Source organism: Streptomyces sp. R-74717 (assembly GCF_047305335.1).
In the GTDB taxonomy this organism is placed as follows: Bacteria; Actinomycetota; Actinomycetes; order Streptomycetales; family Streptomycetaceae; genus Streptomyces; species Streptomyces atratus.
This window is the reverse complement of sequence record NZ_CP102361.1, coordinates 5182793-5197866: the sequence shown is the minus strand read 5'-3', so window position 1 is coordinate 5197866 and position 15074 is coordinate 5182793. Positions and strand designations below refer to the sequence as shown.

At 70.2% G+C, this 15074-nt stretch carries 16 protein-coding genes and 2 pseudogenes; 10 read left to right on the top strand and 8 right to left on the bottom strand.

Annotation, left to right across the window (positions count from 1 at the left end; genetic code table 11):
- Nucleotides 1-2 precede the first annotated feature (2 nt).
- Complete coding sequence (locus NRF20_RS23740) at nucleotides 3-431, bottom strand: DUF4267 domain-containing protein (protein WP_398628304.1); 429 nt, start codon at nucleotides 429-431, stop codon at nucleotides 3-5.
- Between the two features lie 152 nt (nucleotides 432-583).
- Here NRF20_RS23740 and NRF20_RS23735 point away from each other — a divergent pair.
- Nucleotides 584-782 (top strand): annotated as a pseudogene (locus tag NRF20_RS23735) (DNA polymerase III); the annotation flags it as partial.
- A 13-nt stretch (nucleotides 783-795) separates the two neighbouring features.
- Here NRF20_RS23735 and trpS read toward each other — a convergent pair.
- Nucleotides 796-1848 (bottom strand): tryptophan--tRNA ligase, encoded by a 1053-nt coding sequence (trpS, locus tag NRF20_RS23730; protein ID WP_398628305.1) that lies wholly within the window; start codon nucleotides 1846-1848, stop codon nucleotides 796-798.
- A gap of 250 nt (nucleotides 1849-2098) precedes the next feature.
- On the opposite strand from trpS, the pseudogene NRF20_RS23725 reads away from it, so the two are divergent.
- Nucleotides 2099-2329: pseudogene (locus NRF20_RS23725) on the top strand (DNA alkylation repair protein); the annotation flags it as partial.
- Nucleotides 2330-2484: 155 nt separating this feature from the next.
- On the opposite strand, the gene NRF20_RS23720 reads toward NRF20_RS23725, so the two are convergent.
- Nucleotides 2485-3288 (bottom strand): thioesterase family protein, encoded by an 804-nt coding sequence (locus NRF20_RS23720; RefSeq protein WP_266359988.1) that lies wholly within the window; start codon nucleotides 3286-3288, stop codon nucleotides 2485-2487.
- A 215-nt stretch (nucleotides 3289-3503) separates the two neighbouring features.
- Here NRF20_RS23720 and NRF20_RS23715 point away from each other — a divergent pair, with 215 nt between their 5' ends.
- Nucleotides 3504-4097: an SMI1/KNR4 family protein gene (locus NRF20_RS23715; RefSeq protein WP_266359986.1), complete on the top strand. Its 594-nt coding sequence runs from the start codon at nucleotides 3504-3506 to the stop codon at nucleotides 4095-4097.
- Between the two features lie 19 nt (nucleotides 4098-4116).
- On the opposite strand, the gene NRF20_RS23710 is transcribed toward NRF20_RS23715, so the two are convergent.
- The 4 genes from NRF20_RS23710 to NRF20_RS23695 form a co-directional block, all read right to left on the bottom strand.
- Entirely contained in the window at nucleotides 4117-5256 is a 1140-nt protein-coding gene (locus NRF20_RS23710; RefSeq protein ID WP_266359985.1) for a Fic family protein, read from the bottom strand.
- A 55-nt stretch (nucleotides 5257-5311) separates the two neighbouring features.
- On the bottom strand, nucleotides 5312-5722 hold the full coding sequence (locus NRF20_RS23705) for a VOC family protein (RefSeq protein ID WP_266359983.1): 411 nt from the start codon (nucleotides 5720-5722) through the stop codon (nucleotides 5312-5314).
- Between the two features lie 152 nt (nucleotides 5723-5874).
- Nucleotides 5875-7428, bottom strand: a complete 1554-nt coding sequence (locus NRF20_RS23700; protein ID WP_266359982.1) for a hypothetical protein — start codon at nucleotides 7426-7428, stop codon at nucleotides 5875-5877.
- Between the two features lie 24 nt (nucleotides 7429-7452).
- Nucleotides 7453-7590, bottom strand: a complete 138-nt coding sequence (locus NRF20_RS23695; RefSeq protein WP_266359980.1) for a DUF6126 family protein — start codon at nucleotides 7588-7590, stop codon at nucleotides 7453-7455.
- Nucleotides 7591-7747: 157 nt separating this feature from the next.
- Between NRF20_RS23695 and NRF20_RS23690 the strand changes: the two genes are divergently transcribed.
- From NRF20_RS23690 to NRF20_RS23680, 3 genes are all read left to right on the top strand, one after another.
- Nucleotides 7748-8836 carry an LLM class flavin-dependent oxidoreductase gene (locus NRF20_RS23690; protein WP_398628599.1) on the top strand — a complete coding sequence of 363 codons (1089 nt, stop codon included), beginning with the start codon at nucleotides 7748-7750 and terminating at the stop codon, nucleotides 8834-8836.
- A gap of 5 nt (nucleotides 8837-8841) precedes the next feature.
- Nucleotides 8842-9495 (top strand): FMN reductase, encoded by a 654-nt coding sequence (locus NRF20_RS23685; protein ID WP_266359978.1) that lies wholly within the window; start codon nucleotides 8842-8844, stop codon nucleotides 9493-9495.
- Nucleotides 9496-9614: 119 nt separating this feature from the next.
- On the top strand, nucleotides 9615-10037 hold the full coding sequence (locus NRF20_RS23680) for a universal stress protein (RefSeq protein ID WP_327274239.1): 423 nt from the start codon (nucleotides 9615-9617) through the stop codon (nucleotides 10035-10037).
- A gap of 206 nt (nucleotides 10038-10243) precedes the next feature.
- On the opposite strand, the gene NRF20_RS23675 is transcribed toward NRF20_RS23680, so the two are convergent.
- Entirely contained in the window at nucleotides 10244-10654 is a 411-nt protein-coding gene (locus NRF20_RS23675) for a hypothetical protein (RefSeq protein ID WP_266359975.1), read from the bottom strand.
- Between the two features lie 119 nt (nucleotides 10655-10773).
- Here NRF20_RS23675 and NRF20_RS23670 point away from each other — a divergent pair, with 119 nt between their 5' ends.
- The 4 genes from NRF20_RS23670 to NRF20_RS23655 all read left to right on the top strand — a co-directional run bounded on the left by NRF20_RS23670 (nucleotide 10774) and on the right by NRF20_RS23655 (nucleotide 14976).
- Entirely contained in the window at nucleotides 10774-11670 is an 897-nt protein-coding gene (locus NRF20_RS23670; protein ID WP_398628306.1) for a hypothetical protein, read from the top strand.
- Nucleotides 11671-11759: 89 nt separating this feature from the next.
- On the top strand, nucleotides 11760-12707 hold the full coding sequence (locus tag NRF20_RS23665) for an NADP-dependent oxidoreductase (protein WP_398628307.1): 948 nt from the start codon (nucleotides 11760-11762) through the stop codon (nucleotides 12705-12707).
- A 36-nt stretch (nucleotides 12708-12743) separates the two neighbouring features.
- On the top strand, nucleotides 12744-12995 hold the full coding sequence (locus NRF20_RS23660) for a DUF2630 family protein (protein ID WP_398628308.1): 252 nt from the start codon (nucleotides 12744-12746) through the stop codon (nucleotides 12993-12995).
- Nucleotides 12996-13017: 22 nt separating this feature from the next.
- Nucleotides 13018-14976 carry an FUSC family protein gene (locus tag NRF20_RS23655; RefSeq protein ID WP_398628309.1) on the top strand — a complete coding sequence of 653 codons (1959 nt, stop codon included), beginning with the start codon at nucleotides 13018-13020 and terminating at the stop codon, nucleotides 14974-14976.
- The last annotated feature ends 98 nt before the right edge of the window (nucleotides 14977-15074 follow it).

Here is a 15074-nt window from a genome sequence, read left to right as displayed (position 1 = left end):
CGTCAGGCGCCCGCGGGGCGCTCGGCGGGGCGTTCGGCGGGGCGTTCGGCGGGGCGTTCGGTCAGCAGCATCACGGCGGTCAGCAGGACGACCGACGCCGCCGAGATGTGCACGCTGAGCGCCGTGGTGAGCGAGCCGCCGTGGGTGAGGACCGCGAACGCGTCACCGAGCGGGAGTATCGCGTCGATGAGCACCACCCAGCCCAGCGTCCGGCGTTGCCCCCGCGCGAGCAACAGGAAGACCGTGGCCGCGACGGCGAGATCGCGTACGCCCTTGACGACGAAGTAGCCTGCGGCGTTGCCCTGCGGCCAGGGTTCGATCCCGAAGCCGTCGGGCGCGCCCCCGGGGTTCAGCAAGAAGTTGAGCCCGAAGAACAGCACGGCGGCGCCAGTGATCAGAGCCAGCGCGGTAGTGAAGTGACGCTTCGTCATTTCTTCCCCCAACAAGGTGACAGAGCAGGCGAGTTCAGCACTTTCTAGCATCGCTAGAATTTCGCTCGATGCTAAACCAAGCGTCGCTCTAATGTCTAGCAGCGCTAGATTCCGATCAGTGCCACACACCAGCGCCGCGAGCGCGAACGAGCGGAAACTGCACCACCAACGCCGAGATCCCCTTCACCGCCGCCCACGGTCTGCGCAAACGCCCCGGCATGGCCACCGCCCTGCGGATCGCGGGACTCCCCCTGGAGGGCCGCCACCACAACGGCGCGGACGACGCCCGGAACATCGCGGCGCTGAATCCTGGACGTCGCGGCACGGGGCGCCTGGCCGTCGGCAGTCTGACGACAGGACCTGACTAGAGCACGCCTCCCATGGCCGCCCGCACCTCCGCCAGCGTCGCGTCGGCCACGGCGTTCGCCCGCTCGTTCCCCGCCCGCAGCACCGACCGTACGTACCCCATGTCCTGTGCATACTCCGCCCGCCGGGCCCGGATCGGTGCCATCCGGCTGTTGACGGCCTCGGTCACCGTCCGCTTGAGGGCGGCGGCGCCCCCGCCGCCGATCTCCTCGGCCACGGCGTGCGGATCGCGGTCCGTGCAGAGCGCCGCCAGCAACACGAGCGAGGACACCCCGGGCCGGGTCTCCGGTTCGTACGTGATGTGCCGCTCGGCATCCGTCTTCGCCCCGCGGATCAGGCGCGCCGTCTCGTCGGCGGTGGCGCCGAGCGCGATGGAGTTGCCCCGGCTCTTGCTCATCTTGGTGCCGTCGGTACCGAGCAGGAGCGGCGCGGCGGAGAGCAGCGCGTCCGGCTCCGGGAAGACCACCCCGTACCGCTCGTTGAAGCGGCGGGCGACACTTCGCGTCACTTCCAGGTGCGGCAGCTGGTCCTGCCCGACGGGGACGAGGTTGCCCTTGCAGAACAGGATGTCGGCGGCCTGGTGCACCGGATACGTGAACATCAGCCCGCTGACGGCCGACTGCCGGGAGTGCGCGATCTCGTCCTTGACGGTGGGGTTGCGGTTCAGCTCGGCGACGGAGACGAGGCTGAGGAAGGGCAGCATCAGCTGGTTGAGCGCGGGCACGGCGCTGTGGTTGAAGATCGTCGAACGCGCCGGGTCGATCCCGATCGCCAGGTAGTCCAGCAGCAGCCCCTCCGTGATCTCGGTGAGCCGCTCGGCCACGTCCCGGTCGGTCAGCACCTGGTAGTCGGCGATGATCACGAAGACGTCGACCCCGAGCTCCTGGAGCCGCACGCGGTTGTGGAGCGTGCCGAAGTAGTGCCCGAGGTGGAGCGCCCCGGTGGGCCGGTCGCCGGTCATCACCCGGAACCGCTCCGGGGCCTGCCGGATCCGCGTCTCCAGCTCGGCGGTGCGCTGCTCGGGCGGTGTGGTGACGGTGACGGTGCTCATGGGGTTTCTCTCCTCGCGATGCTGGTTGCGTGGAGGACGGCCCGCCGTGATCACCGGCATCCGTACCCGTACGAGGGCAGAGAAAAGGGCCGTCCGTTTCGAACGGCCCTGATTCCGTGCAGATGGAGGTGGCCGCCCCTAGGAGGAGCGCCACCAGTTCCGGCACGGTACGGAGGTCATGGGCCGAGCTTAACGGAGCCGAACTCCGCCCGCACGACCTTTCCCGGCCCGTCCTGGATGGGGGCGCCGTGCCGGCTGGGCGCTGACCACTGAACGTGTGGCGAAGAAGCCCGAGGGCCTCGACCTGGCAGGACTGCTCGACGTCATCGAGGCGGAGATGAAAGACGCCCCGGATCGCCTGCAGTGGGCGATGAACCACTGCCTGGCTCGGATCGGGATCGAGCACGCCGAGCACCGGACCCGTGCAATCGACATCGGTGAGCGCCTGGAGGTGCTCAAGGACTACCCGACTCCCCCGGGGCCACCCACTGAATGGCGCCAGGTCATGGCGGAGAAACGGCGCAAGACTCCGGTCGTCTGCGCCGCCTGTCATGACACGGTCCACTCAGGGGGTCCGACAGAAAAAGGGCCTGCCAGAACAAGCACCTCGCCGCGCGATAGCCGGAGAGACGTGGTTCAGTCACCGGACAGCGGGCGGACGGTGAGGATCTGTTCGGCGTGGCCGACGGGCCCTAGGAGATCATGCAGGACGCTGCTGGTGAGCCCCTGTCCCGACGGGCCGAAGGCAACGGTGGTGTCCAGTCCGGTCCACGGTCCTTCCGGCTGTCTGTACAGATGGATCGTCAGGTCGAGGTTCGGGAACATCCACGCGGTGGGGTCCCGCTGGACGGCGATGCCGTTCGCGGTGTCCACGAGCGCGATGTACGAGGCGAGGGCACTGCTCGGCTCGCCCGCGACCAGGTCGACGGGCGTGGACAGCCAGGCCGCCGTGCGCCCCTTGCGGAGCGGAGGCATTCGACGGACGTCGATGGACGAGACGTAGCCTCCGTTCCACCTCTCGTTCATTGCCCAGGGAGCGAGTTCTTCGGGGGCGGGGAGTCGCTCGTGGGGACTGTCGGCTACGGCAGAGGTGTCCAGGGACGCCAGCAGCCAGGCACGGGCGCGGACGACCGGACGGCCGCCGATGGCCACGGTCGCTTCGAGGAGTTCGATGGTCCGGCCGGGACGAACGGTCTCAACGGTGATCTCGCACTCGTCGAGGGCGATGCGGCCGAGGATGTCGTAGCTGATCCTGGCGAGCAGGAGATTCCCCGGTCGCGTCGTGAGGTGCCGTTCGAGGGCGTGTACGACGAGCCCCGCCAGCGGGCTGAAGTGCTGTTCATCGGTGCTCCACGCACCTCCCGCGTGAGCCGTGGGTTTGTAGGAGTGTTCGCCCGTCCGCTCGTAGTAGCTCTCGCGCGCGGCGACGCCTGTGGTCACGGGATCCGTCTCCTTGAACAGGGCAGGTGATGCACGCAATAGCTGCATCTATCACGCATCGTAGGGAGCGCCACGGTCGCCGGGCACCGTGATCTCACGCACAAGCGGTCAAGCAGGACGACGAATTGTCCGCACTACTGTCGGCCATTCACCTCCCGCGGCGAGCTTGATCGCGTGGGTTTCGGCTTCTCGAAGATGCGCGCGAAGGAGTGGCCGTGGGCGGAAACCCTCAGACAGCGGCGCTCGCACAGGTCGTGCCGACGCAGCACGGTGTGGACGAGCGGATCGACTGGAGTGCGGTCGAGGAGATCTGGGGGACCCGGTTTCCGGCCGACTACGTCGCGTTCATGGAGGTGTACGGGGCAGGGCAGGTCAGCAGGGAAGTCGGCATTCTGCTGCCGGTTCCGCGGACCGACGCCTACGCGGACGGGTCCGGCCTGCGGAACGAGACCGAGAACGCCCGTGGCACCTGGGAGATGCTCGGCGGCAGAGCCGCCCTCGACGTGGATCCCGGCTCCATCCTGGCCTGGGGCGTCACCACCGGCTCAGACATCTACTGCTGGCTGGCCACGGGCGATGATCCCGACCGATGGCCCGTACTGGTGTGCGGGCGGCACACGAGTCCTGCCTTCCAGGTCCACTCTTTCGGGATGGCGGAGTTCCTCCGCAGACTGCTCACCGATGACGAATTCCAGGAGGAGACGATCAGTGTCGTCCTCCCGGAAGAGCCCTCCTTCATCAACTGGCGTGAGCGAAAACGACGTTGGGATGCCGGCCTGGACCCGTCCACGGGGGAGACCTGGCGATAGAAGCTGCGGCACCGCGGCATTACGCGGCATACGGGTTGCTGATGGTGTGATGCCGACGCGCGGTGGCCAGCACCCGCTCCGGAAACCGCGGCCCGGCGACGTAGTGGCGGCCTTTCGTTCGGCCCACGGCCGTCAGCAGCTGCGCCTTGGTGAGCGCCTGCAGATCCCGCGTGGCCTGCTGCGTGTTGATCGCTTCGGCCTTCTCGTAGCGGCTGCGCCGCACCCGGCCGACCATTGCCACCTCGTGCAGCGCGGTGACCTGCCGCTCAGTGACTCCATGTGTGCCTGTCTCCTCCATCAGCTGCATCCAGCAGTCGTTGGAACGGTCGACACGGCGTTGCACCCGCTGAGTCTGCTGATGGCAGGCGAGCAGGTTGAATTTGATCCAGGGCAAGGTGTCGCGCTCCGGCGACCAGACCGGTCCGCCGACCTCTCGCAGCACCTTGTAATAGTCCCAGGTGTTGCCCGGCATGCCCAGCCATTCCTCGATCGAGGAGAACTCGGGGGCGAGGACGCCACCACGTGCGATGAGAAGGGTCTGCAGCGAGCGGGACATGCGGCCATTGCCGTCGGACCAGGGGTGGATCTTCACCAGGTTCAGATGGGCCATGGCAGCACGGAGCAGGACATGACTGTCCAGGTCGCCTTCGTTGAGCCAGTCCACGAGCTCGCCCATGAGCCCGGGAACCCGCTCCTGGTCAGGGCCTTCGTAATCGGTGGCGAGCTCGTCGCCCGGCGCGGTGATGCGGATGGAGGTCCTGCGCCACTGCCCGGCGAGCTTGCGGGGGTGGTGATGGCCCTGGAGCATCCAGTGCAGGCTGTTGAGGAGTTCCTTGCTGTAGCGGAAATCGGTCACATCGTGCAGTGACTGGATGTACGTCATGGCCTGTTGGTAGGCCAGCGTCTCCGCCTTGTTCTCGTCACTGGCCTCGACCTCGCGCTCGCCGTCCATCAGGTCGGCGACGTCCACAGCATCGACCCTGTAGCCCTCGATCGTGTTCGACGCCGCGATGGCGCTGGCCGTCAGGGCCTTGCGCAGATCAAGGGTCCACTTCATCGGAGCCTGCTGCACCGCATGCCGCAGTTGTTCGCGCAGGCCGTTGATCTGCTCCAGGACCTGAAGGTCGACCGAATCCAGGTGTGGCATCTCATACAGCATGACGCAATGATACCCAGCTTCTATCATTCCTGCTCTGCACGCCCTCGCGGACCCGTCAGGAATTGGACCACCCGCGCCGGCAGAGCACGAGCCGGTAGCCGTCCGGGTCCTCGACGGTGACGCCCCACTCGTTCCAGTACGGATTCGGCGACACGACTTGCTTGCCGCCGTGCTCCCGCAGTCGCTCCACCGTCTCCTCCGACACCGGACCGTCGAGGTAGAGGACGAGCAGGTCCTCGTCGGTGGGGCGGGGTTCGACGGGGTGGTCGCCGCCGTGGACGAGTTCGAGGTGCCAGGACGCGTCCGGGTGGCCCACCATGAGCAGATCGTGTGTGCCGGGCTCCCGGCTCCCGTCGGCGCGGAACAGGACCGTCAGCCCGAGTCCCGCCACCCAGAAGCGTTCGGCGGCGGCGAGGTCCCGGGACGGTCGGGCGATGCGGACATGGGTCGGACCGGTGATCAGCATGGCGGCGCCCTCCCTGGCAACGGCGCGCTCGGCTGCGCGCCCGGGACCGCAGCGTAGGCGTCCGGCCCGGTCGTCCGCATCGGCTGATGGTCCTGGTCCCCAGGGCCCGGGGACCAGGGACCAGGGACTGCGGCCGCGGGTCTGCCCCCTCCCTACAGCTGCCCCATCACCTCGTCGAACGCCGCGCTCCACCCCGCCTCCGGGCCCCAGTTGTCCTCCGCCCTCGACAGGAGCAGGACCCTGGCGGGCACGCCGGCCGTCGCGTAGGCGGCGAGCTTGTGGTGGCCGTCCAGGACGGCGGCCACCAGGAAGCGCTCGGAGTACTCGGCCTCTACGTAGATGTCCTCGACCCAGGCGAGGGCCAGGGCGGCGGGGCGGTGGCCTGCCGCGATGGCGGAGGTGTACCGGGCCACCGTGTCCGCATCGAGCGCGTCCAGCGGCTGGGACGGGAGCAGTGCGCCGTACGTCGGGGTCTCGCCGGGGATGCGGTCGCGCAGCTGGAAGTGGTCGGTGCCCGGCCAGTCGTCGAGGGCGTCTCCGGTGTACGGCTCGGCGTCCTCGCGCAACGCGCGGCGCCGGGTCCACCACGACGTCCCCGGGTCGGCCACCCGTTCCAGGGCGAGGTCGGCCAGGTGGGCACGGTAGTGGCCGGTCGGGAGCTCCTCGATGAGGGGAGCGGCGGCATCGAGGGCGCCGGATCCCAGGTCGTCGAGGTCGGTCAGTGCGGCGCGCAGGCGGTCCGCGCCCTCCCGGGCCGCCCGGGGCGGCCAGCCGAGGAGGGACATCGTCGTTTCGCAGGTGCCGCAGTCCGAGCCGACGCGGTAGACCCGCTCCCCGTCGATACGGAGGGACTTGTCCCAGCGGGGCCAGGACGAGCCGGGCGCGGGCGGGTCGTAATCGATCCGGATCCTGCCCCGGCCGTCGTCGAGCGTGAAGCGTGCGTGGCGCGGGGAGTCGAGCGTGACGGGGCCGATCAACGGCGGGCAGTGGCGGTCGAGCCTGCGCTCCGACCACGCCCGGTTCACGAGCTCGCCGTACTCGCCGTCCGGGGGAGCCAGGGGCAGCAGCGGGCTCTGGCCCGTCAGGGCGACCAGGGCGTGGTGCACATCGCCCGCCGGGGTCCGCTTCTCCGCCAGCTCCCGCAGGAGGTGGGGTATCGCCGCGGGGTCGTCCAGCAGTTCCAGGGCCACGACGAAGGCGCCGCGCTCCAGTCCTGTCAGGCCGGGGAGGCGTTGCGCGATCGGCACCGTCCACTCCCGGGCTCCGAGCCGCCCCAGTGCCAGGGCCGCGCGCCCGCGCAGGGTCCCGTGGTCCAGCAGGTCTCCGAGGAACGGCGCGAAGGCGGGCGCGTCGGACAGGCCCATGGCGTCCACGAGGGGTCCCCTCGCGCCGAGCTCCTCGGCGAGGCGATACAGCTCGGCTGCCGGGAGCTTCAGTCGCCGCTGCACCGCCGTGAACAGCAGATCCGCCGCGCTGTCGCCCTCGCTCCCGGCCAGCAGGCGCAGCAGCGTCGGGTCCCCCTGTTCGCCGACGCACCGGAGCAGCCACGAGAGGTGACGCCGCTCATCCTTCGACGCCTGGCCGTAGCGGGCCTCGACGGCGGCGGGCAGATCGGCCGGCGCCTCCTCGGTCAGCGCGAAGAGAGCGCTCCAGATGTCGTCCGCCGCGAGCGCCGCGTCCAGGCGCACCCGTGTGGTGCCGTCCATGTCCCCCACCCCGCCCCGCTCACTTCACTTCTTGGCGTGCTCGCCGACGTAGAACAGGATCCAGATGAAGCCCGCGAAGAGGTGCGTGGCGAAGACGTACACGAAGACGCGCAGCGCTACGCCGCGCTCCTTCCAGCGCTCGCTCTCGCTGCCCTCGCCCACGACCCTGCCTCCGTCCGGCAAAGGCGCGCCCCGCCTCCGCAACCCCTTCAGGGTACGCACAGCCCCAGTCCCTCCCCGGCGGAATAGGTCAGGGGGGTGCTCCGTTGTAGGGTGTGTTCAGATGGTTCAAAGTTCAACAAATCTGGAGGCGGGCGCCATGGAGTTCGGGATCTTCACCGTCGGAGACGTCACCACCGACCCGACGACCGGCAGGACACCGAGCGAGCACGAGCGGATCAAGGCCACCATCGCCATCGCCCAGAAGGCGGAGGAGGTCGGGCTGGACGTCTTCGCGACTGGTGAGCACCACAACCCGCCGTTCGTCCCGTCCTCGCCGACGACCACGCTCGGCTACATCGCCGCCCGCACCGACCACATCATCCTGTCCACGTCCACGACGCTGATCACCACCAACGACCCGGTGAAGATCGCCGAGGACTACGCGACGCTCCAGCACCTCGCGGACGGCCGCGTCGACCTGATGATGGGCCGCGGCAACACCGGCCCGGTCTACCCCTGGTTCGGCAAGGACATCCGCCAGGGCGTCCCGCTCGCCATCGAGAACTACGCCCTGCTGCACAAGCTGTGGCGCGAGGACGTCGTCGACTGGGAAGGCAAGTTCCGTACACCTCTGCAGTCCTTCACCGCGACCCCGCGCCCGCTGGACGGCGTCCCGCCGTTCGTCTGGCACGGCTCCATCCGCTCCCCGGAGATCGCCGAGCAGGCCGCGTACTACGGGGACGGCTTCTTCCACAACAACATCTTCTGGCCCATCGAGCACACCAAGAAGATGGTGAACCTCTACCGGCAGCGGTACGCGCACTACGGGCACGGCACCGCCGAGCAGGCCATCGTCGGCCTCGGCGGCCAGGTGTTCATGCGGAAGAACTCGCAGGACGCGGTACGGGAGTTCCGCCCGTACTTCGACAACGCACCGGTCTACGGGCACGGCCCTTCCCTGGAGGACTTCTCCCAGCAGACCCCGCTGACCGTCGGCTCCCCGCAGGAGGTCATCGAGCGGACCCTGTCCTTCCGGGATGCCGTCGGCGACTACCAGCGCCAGCTGTTCCTGATGGACCACGCGGGGCTGCCGCTGAAGACGGTCCTGGAGCAGCTCGACATCCTCGGCGAGGAGGTCGTCCCGGTGCTGCGCAAGGAGTTCGCCAACCTGCGGCCGGCCGGAGTCCCGGACTCCGCCCCCGTACACCCGGCCGTCGCCGCCCGCACGGCCACGAAGGAGGCCTGACCACCGTGTTCGCCACCGAGCCCCTGAGGATCGTCGCCGTATCGGCCGGGCTCAGCCAGCCGTCCTCGACCCGGCTGCTGGCCGAGCGGCTGGCCGGCGCCGCCCGTGAGCGCCTGATGGCCGAGCAGGACCGCACGGTCGAGGTCCGGGTGATCGATCTGCGCGACCTGGCCGTCGACATCGCCAACCACCTGGTCACCGGGTTCCCGCCCAGCACCCTGGACGAGGCGATCAAGGAGGTGACGGAGGCGGACGGCCTGATCGTCGTCTCGCCCGTCTTCACCGCGTCGTACAGCGGACTGTTCAAGTCGTTCTTCGACCTGATCGACAACACGGCACTGACCGGCAAGCCCGTCGTCATCGCGGCGACGGGCGGCACCGCCCGCCACTCCCTCGTCCTGGAACACGCCATGCGTCCGCTCTTCACCTACCTGCGGGCCACCGTCGTACCGACGTCCGTGTACGCGGCATCGGAAGACTGGGGCTCGTCCGGCGACGAGTACACCGACGGCCTGCCGTCCCGCATCCGGCGCGCGGGCGGCGAGCTCGCGACCATGATCACGGGCGGCCGGGCGGCATCCGGGGCGTCGAGGGCGCTCGGGCTCGACGACGAGGTCGTGCCGTTCGAGCAGCAGCTCGCCGACCTCCGGCTGGACTGAGGGGACCCGCCACTCGAAGCCCTGTCCGGTTTGATTAGAGTTGGACCGAAAGATGCGTCGTGCGAGATCTTCTCGCACGACGCCTCTGCGCACTGAGCCGAACCGAGCTGGAGGCAGAGATGGGCAGGATCGTAGTGGGCGTTGACGGCTCCGAGTCGTCGATCAAGGCACTGCACTGGGCCGTACGCCAGGCGGAACTGACCGGTGACACGGTGGAGGCCGTCAACAGCTGGGAGTACCCCGCGACCAGCTGGGCGTCCATGATGCCGGGCATGCCGGAGGACTTCGACCCGCAGGCGGTGGCGACCGTGTCCCTCACCGAGGCACTGGAGGAGGCCCTGGGCGCCGAGGGCGCGGCCGCGGTGAGCAAGGTCGTGGTGATCGGCAACCCGGCCCAGTCCCTGCTGGAACGCGCCAAGGGCGCGAACCTGCTGGTCGTCGGGGCGCGTGGCTACAGCGGCTTCAAGGCGACCCTGCTCGGCTCGGTCAGCCTCCATGTCACCCAGCACGCACCGTGCCCGGTGACGGTCGTGCGCGACTGACCGCGACCGCGTGACAGATGAGGACGGGCCCGCGCCCCGCGCGGGCCCGTCCTCATGCCGGCGCGCTCCACCCGTGCCACCTCGCGCTCCACCCCGTACCTCCTCGCGCCCCGTACCTGCTCATGCCGAAGGGGAAGCCCCGGCACCGAAGGATGATGCCGGGGCTTCCCCCACGGAGAAGGTCAAGGATGCGACGGGAGACGCGCTCACGTCTTCTCTCGCGTGTAGAAGATGTAGAAGGTGGTGATGAACATCCCGAGGCCGACCGCGAGTCCCAGCGCCGAGGACCGCAGCACGCTCGAATCGGTCAGCCCGACCAGCAGGCCGATCGCCGCGGATGTCAGTGCGCCGTACGCCACCGCTCGCACCAGGGGGATCATGGTGTGCTGGATCCGGCCCAGCGCGAAGCAGAGAACGGCGAGCACCACCGCACAGATCAGGCCGTACCAGAACTGCCGGCCGCCGCTCGCGCCGTTGTTGCGGAGGATGAACGAGGCGTAGAGGCCGTACGCCGCACCCAGCGTGACGGGTATGGCCCAGGCGAGCGTGCTCTGCCGACGTTCACTCGGTCCGGCCCCGGCACGTCCACGGGTCGGCGTTGCTGCATGAGTGGCCATGGCGGAGAACTCCTTCCGTCGCCCCTTTTCCCTCCAGAGCACACCCGGCCGCGCCGCCCGGCAACTCGGATGGCTCAGGGCCCGGGGCGCGCCGCTCCCGTACGGGATTCCCTGGAGAGATGCGGACGTATCTCTCGGCGGCTCTGGCAGTGGTGGTGCTGGTGCTGCTCGCCGTGCTCGTCCCGCTGAGCGCACTCGCCGCCTGGGTGGATCTGGAGATCGACAACACGGACCGTTACGTCGCCGCGGTGGCCCCGCTCGCCTCCGACCCCGAGGTGCGGAACACTGTCGGCGACCTCATCACCGACGCGACGATGATGCAGATCGACGCCGGGCCGCTCCAGAGCACCGTGCGGGACTTCCTGCACGAGGCGGTGATGTCCTTCACCACCACCGACGCCTTCCAGACCGTGTGGAACGCCGCCAACCGCACCGCCCACAAGGCCGTCACCGCCGCGCTGAACGGCAACACCGGCGAGGCCGTGACGATCGATCTGGCGCCCGTGACCGAGCAGGTCAAGCAGAACCTGGAAGCGAACGGGGTGCCGTTCGCCGACCGGATCCCGGTCCAGCACACCGACATCACGATCGTCTCCGCCGACCGCGCCGACCAGCTGCGCCAGACCTTCGGGTGGCTGCGGGCCGGCAGCGTGTGGCCCGCCGTGGGCACGGTCGTGTTCGCCGTCCTGACCGTGGTCGTGGCCTGGGTACGCGGCGGACCGGGGCGCGGGCGCTCCGTGCTCGCCGCGCTCTCGGCCGTGGCGGTGGCCGGGTTCGGTTTCGCCCTGGGGGCACTCGTGCTGCGCGCGTTGATCGAGGTCGCCCGCGACCGGGTGCTGTCCGAGGTTGCGGACGGCGAGAGGGGCAGTGTCGCGGCGGTGTACGACGCGCTGACGGGTTCGCTGCGCACGACGGTGTGGATCGTGTTCACCACGGGGCTGGCGGTGGCGCTGTGCGCGGTGCTCGGGCGGCTGTGGGCGGCGCGCAAAGTGCACGCCGGCGGGCAGCGTCCGTAGCGGACCTGGTTCGGCGTGCGGCGGCGGGCAGGCCGGGGAAGAGTGGTTCTCGTGACTGCCGGATCGGGGACGACTGAAAGGTCTTCCACATGCGAGCCATAGCCGTCAGCGCGTTCCGGGCCGACCCCGCACTGGTCGAGATACCCAAGCCCGAGCCGAAAGCCGGTGAGGTACGGGTCAGGATCGAATACGCCGCACTCAACCCGTGCGACTGGCAGGCCGCAGAGGGCACCCTGGACGACGGACTCGCCCCGCGTGTGTTCCCGCTGGTCGTCGGCGTGGACTTCGCGGGCCGGGTGGACATGATCGGCAGCGGCGGGAACCGTTTCCGGGTCGGCGACCAGGTCTTCGGCCGGGCGGCCGGGCCTGCGTCCGGAGCCGGTACCTACTGCGACTACGTGTCCGTACCGCAGGACTCCGCCATCGCCCTCGTCCCGGACGGCCTCCCCCTGCGGACCGCGGCGGCGCTGCCGTCCGCAGGGATGACGGCCGCCGAGATCCTGGAGATCGCCGTGCTCCGCGGCCACGAGAGCCTGCTGGTCATCGGGGCGGCAGGCGGCGTCGGCAGCTGTCTGACCCAGCTCGCGTCGGCCCGCGACGTACGTGTGCTCGCGGCCGTACGCGGCGACGAACGCAAGCGGATGGCGGCCCTGGGCGCCACCGTCACGATCGACACCACGGACCGCCCCCTCGAAACGGCGGTACGGGAGACCTGCCCGGACGGCGTCGACGCACTCGTCGACCTGGTCTCCACCACACCGGACGCCTTCGCCGCCCGTGCCGCGCTGGTACGCGGCGGCGGGATCGCCCTCACCACGCGGGGCGTCGCCGCCAAAGCCGCCCTCCCCGCGGACGTGACGGGCATCGACTTCCGGCTCGAACCCACCCCGGTCCTGCTCGACGTCCTGGCCGAGGGAGTCGCCGAGGGCGTACTGCGCGTGCCCATCGACATCGAACTCCCACTGGAGAAGGCCCCGCAGGCCCTCGACCGGAACCGGACGGGCGGCGCACGCGGCAAGACGGTCATCGTGCTCTGATCCCACGCCCCGCGCGCAAGACCCGAAGGAGGCGTCATGGAGGACCAGGAACGCGCCATCATCGACAACATCGGCGGGCTCATCTCCGAGGAACGGGACCTGCGCAACCGCTCCACCGAGGACATGGGCCTCACCGAGGACGAGAAGTCCCGCCTGCGTACGGTAGAGGTCCGGCTCGACCAGTGCTGGGACCTGTTGCGCCGGCGCCGCGCCCTCAGTGAGTTCGGCGAGGACCCGTCCGCGGCGAAGGTCCGGCCGGCCGACCAGGTCGAGGGCTACACGGGCTGAACGCACGACACAGGGGGACGCGTTGACCGACACGGAGGCGGAATCCGGACGCAGGCGTGCCGCACCACCGCCCTGGCTGCTGAGCGGACTTCGCCCCCAGTCATCCACCCCCATCCCCTGGGCCGCGGTCGTCCGCGCCTCCGTCGCCCTGGCCGCACCGCTCGCCGTCGGCTTCGCGCTGGACCGTCCCGCGTACGGCGCACTCGTCTCCATGGGCGCGCTCTCCGGCGTCATCGGCGACACCGCCGACGCATACCGGATGCGCATCCTCAACATCGCCGTACCGCAGCTCTTCGGCGCACTCGGCATCATGCTCGGCACGCTGGTGTTCGGGACCGGCTGGGCGGCCGTCGCCGCGCTGACCCTCGTCGCTCTGGTCTCCGGAATGATGTCGACGATCGGCGCCGTCGCCTCCGTGTCCGGGCTGCTGCTCCTGATCAACGCGGTGGTCGGCGCCGGGCTCCCGATGCCGAACCCCTGGTGGGTGGCGCCGCTGCTGCTGACGGTCGGCGGCCTGTTCGTCCTCACCATGTCGCTGCTGGCGTGGCCGCTGCGGCGGAAACTGCCGGAACGGGTCGCGGTCGCGGGCACCTACCTCGCGGTCGCCGACATGCTCGCCGCCGCGGGCACCGACGCGTACGAGGAGCAGCGGCAGGCCGTCACCCAGTCCCTCAACACCTCGTACGACCTGATCCTGGCCCGCCGGGCCCGCTACCACGGCCGCAGCAACGCCGGGGTGCGGCTGCTCGCCCAGCTCAATGTCGTCATCCCGCTCGTCGAGGCGGCGCCCGCGGTGCATGTCCGGCGGCGCCCGCTCCCGGACGAGATCCCGGCGGCGGTACGTGAACTGGCCGCCGCCGTCGAGGAGAGCCGCACCGGCGGCGCCGAACCCGGCCTGCCCGCCCCGGACTCACCCGCCACCCGGGCGGTGGACAGCGCGCTGCGGCACGCGGCAGCCGTCGTGCACAAGGCCGACCCCGATCCGTACAACGTGGACGACCGGCTCGGACGCCCCGCCGCGCTCGGAGTACGGATCCGGCGGACGACGCGCGATGTGCTGCTGTCCGGGCCCTCGTGGCGGTACGGGCTGCGCCTCGCCCTCTGCATCGGCCTGGCCCAGGCACTGACCTCGCTGATCCCGGTGGAGCGCTCCTACTGGGTCGCGCTGACCGTCACGTTCGTCCTGAAGCCGGACTTCGGCTCGGTGTTCTCGCGGGCCGTCCTGCGCTCGGTGGGCACGGCCGCCGGTCTCGTGATCGCGGCACCGGTGCTCGCCGAGGTGCCCATCGGCTGGTGGGACGTGCCGGTGATGGTGGTGCTCGCCGCACTGATTCCGGCGCTCACGGCGAAGGGGTACGCGTTCCAGACCGCGGCGGTCACCCCGGTCATCCTGCTCCTGTCCGACCTGCTGAACCACCAGGGCATCCAACTGGTCTGGCCGCGCTTCCTGGACAGCCTGATCGGCTGCGCCATCGTGCTGGTGGCGGGCTATCTGCTGTGGCCGGAGAGCTGGAACGTCCGGGTCGGCCACCGGCTCGCGGACGCGGTGACGGACATCGCCGGCTATGTGGCGTACGCGTTCGAGCCGGGCGGCTCCGGCGACCGGGCGGAACGGGTGCGGGCCCGGCGCCGTATCTACCGCGATCTGTCCGTCATACGTTCCGAATTCCAGCGCGCCCTGACGGAACCGCCCCCGGTCGGCACCCGCGCCGCCGCGTGGTGGCCGCTGGTCGTCGCGGTCGAACGCATCGTGGACGCGACGACGGCGGCCCGGGTCCGCGTCAACCACGGAGCACCGGAACCGCCCACCGCGGAGGTGGCCGAGATCCAGCGGCAACTGCGGGAACTGGCGGACGGGATACGTACGAGCGAGACCCTGGTCGGCGTACGCGCCGAACTGCCGGGCGACGAGGAGGGGGTGCTGGCTCCGCTGCGCCAGGAGGTGGCGGCGGCGAGGGCGATCGCCTCGCCGCATCCGTAGCCGCGCTCTCCGCAGGCCCGCCCGTCCGGGGCGCACGAACCAGTCGGGCCCGTCCAGGCGCGCCATCAAGCCCGTCCGGCGTTTGAGGGCAGAACGGC